Genomic DNA, 2,152 nt, shown 5'->3' on the forward strand with positions numbered 1-2,152 from the left:
CAATATGCTGCAGAGATTCACCTTGACGCCAGCGTTCCCACATCAATGCCTTCTGCTCGTCAGTGTAATAGATTCGTGGCTTGCGTTTCATGGCAACACTCCTCCTGCCTAAGCAGTTTATAGTGTTGCGTCGACCGGTTGAATCCGCACCCCGAAGCTGCCGGTCGCTACATTACGGAACTTCATAAAGTGCGGATTATTTGCCTGACCATCACTCGACGACAATGTTGAGAGGCAATTAGAGATTTAAGCGCGGTCAGAAAAAAGACTATTCAATGCTGAAATGCCTTGATTTCTTCGACGATTAAATCTATCCGCTGACGTCCATTTGGCATCAACCTTTGTAAATTGGCTAACGCGGCGGGAGATGTAAGAAATCGGGCTTGCTCCTCACTCGGACGTTCAAARGATCGTACTGAAAACACGAACCATCGCGCCAACGATTCTTCAAGGCCAAGCGCGTCAGATTTTTCTTTATTAAGGTCTTGGCTAAATTTTACGATGCATTCGATCCATCTCCACTTCTCGCGCTCTGCAAACATCAATAACATTTGCAGATCCCCGGAACGCGAAAGAATTTCTTCGATTCTTGAAAATGGAATATACGCGCTATATCTGCAAACGAGCTGATAGGCAAATTTCCGAACCCCACGAGCGGTGTCCTGCAACGCGCATAGGGCTATTTCATCCTTAGCTTGAGGAGCCAATTTTTGCCAAGAATTGAATGCCGCCCGCCGAACTGATATATCTGTGCTCGTGCAAAACGATTGAATGCGCGGTATGTCAGCAACATTTTGAAGGCTGGCCAGCGCAGTCACTAGAATCCTCTGTTTTCGTGCCTTTAAATTTTTCGCATCGAGTAACTCGTGATATCGCGCTCTTACGTCTATACCCTGAGAACGAAGAAAACTCACTGCCACAAATCGGACTGATGATTGAGGATCGTCTAAAGCCGCATCCGCAAACTGACGGCCATTGACACCGCTTTTTTCCAAGACCTTTTTCAGGGCAATAGTGCGAACAGAACCGAAGTGCGAACGACTAGCTGCCCTATATTGGACAAGTTGTTCATCTCTCGGCAGTTCCGCGCAGTATTGCATCGCGAGATTGGCAAGAACTATATCGTCATTGCGTCTTAGGATTAAGTCGAATAGCTCGACTGCACCCAACAAACTGTGCTTCTTGAGCAGGTGAATGCACGCCCGAGCTGTCTTGATGCTCTTACCTTTTGCATTCGAAATGAGCTCTTCAACCGGAATTGTTTCAATCACCGCCATTTCAAACGCATTGAGCCACCTCGAGTATTCATCCCTACCCGGGCTGTGCACCAGTAGAATTGCTGGAAGCGTTGACAGAACCTGACTTGAAGGTACAAAAGGGAGCATCGTCACCAGGGCCTTCCGCGCCAAGTGCCGTACTTGAGGTACCCAATCATTTAAGCGTTCAGCAACAAGCGCGAATAGCTCCGGCAAAGCTAGTTCAACGCACCGAGATATTGCTGCTTCACGAACATATCCGGAGTAATCACGCGCCAGCGCCTGCAATTCTTCGACATTACTAGCGGATCTAGCTTCCTGAATGCGTCCAGCAACATATCGATCAGGCTGGTATCGATGTTCTGCATGGCTTACAGTGGAAGCAGTCGGTTCATTCCTTTGACCGAACAAGAATCGAAGAATTTTCATCCAAGGTACGGCGCGAGCTGCGCTAATAGGTTTATATCAAATGTCTGTAGCTGGCCGAAGTCAGCCATCAAGTCTGGATACGGGTGAATAATTCTCCCAACGTCAAATCATTTCTCCATATCGATTCTAATTTCAGCGCATGCCGTTTCTGAAGGTCGTTTGCCAACGTTTCAAACTCCAACGCGTCAGGAAGCCACCGACTTGGATATAGGCTTCGATAGATGTCCAAGATTTTGTCGTCAGGTCGAAATTTTAGTTTATCTCGATCCGCAAAAGCAAAGGCGGAAACGAACAGTAAAAGAAACGACCGGATTTCATTGCGGATTCAACCGGTCGACGCAACACTATAAACTGCTTAGGCAGGAGGAGTGTTGCCATGAAACGCAAGCCACGAATCTATTACACTGACGAGCAGAAGGCATTGATGTGGGAACGCTGGCGTCAAGGTGAATCTCTGCAGCATATTG

1 protein-coding gene is annotated in these 2,152 nt (G+C 47.6%); it reads right to left on the reverse strand.

Features of this window, described 5'->3' with window-relative positions; translation table 11 throughout:
• Window positions 1-272: 272 nt before the first annotated feature.
• The gene (locus AB4Z19_RS30410; protein ID WP_442037131.1) at window positions 273-1,685 is read right to left on the reverse strand and encodes a hypothetical protein; all 1,413 of its coding nucleotides are present in this window, start codon (window positions 1,683-1,685) and stop codon (window positions 273-275) included.
• Between the last annotated feature and the right edge of the window lie 467 nt (window positions 1,686-2,152).

The sequence above is a fragment of the Pseudoduganella sp. RAF19 genome (assembly GCF_052114165.1).
Taxonomy (GTDB): domain Bacteria; phylum Pseudomonadota; class Gammaproteobacteria; order Burkholderiales; family Burkholderiaceae_D; genus Rugamonas.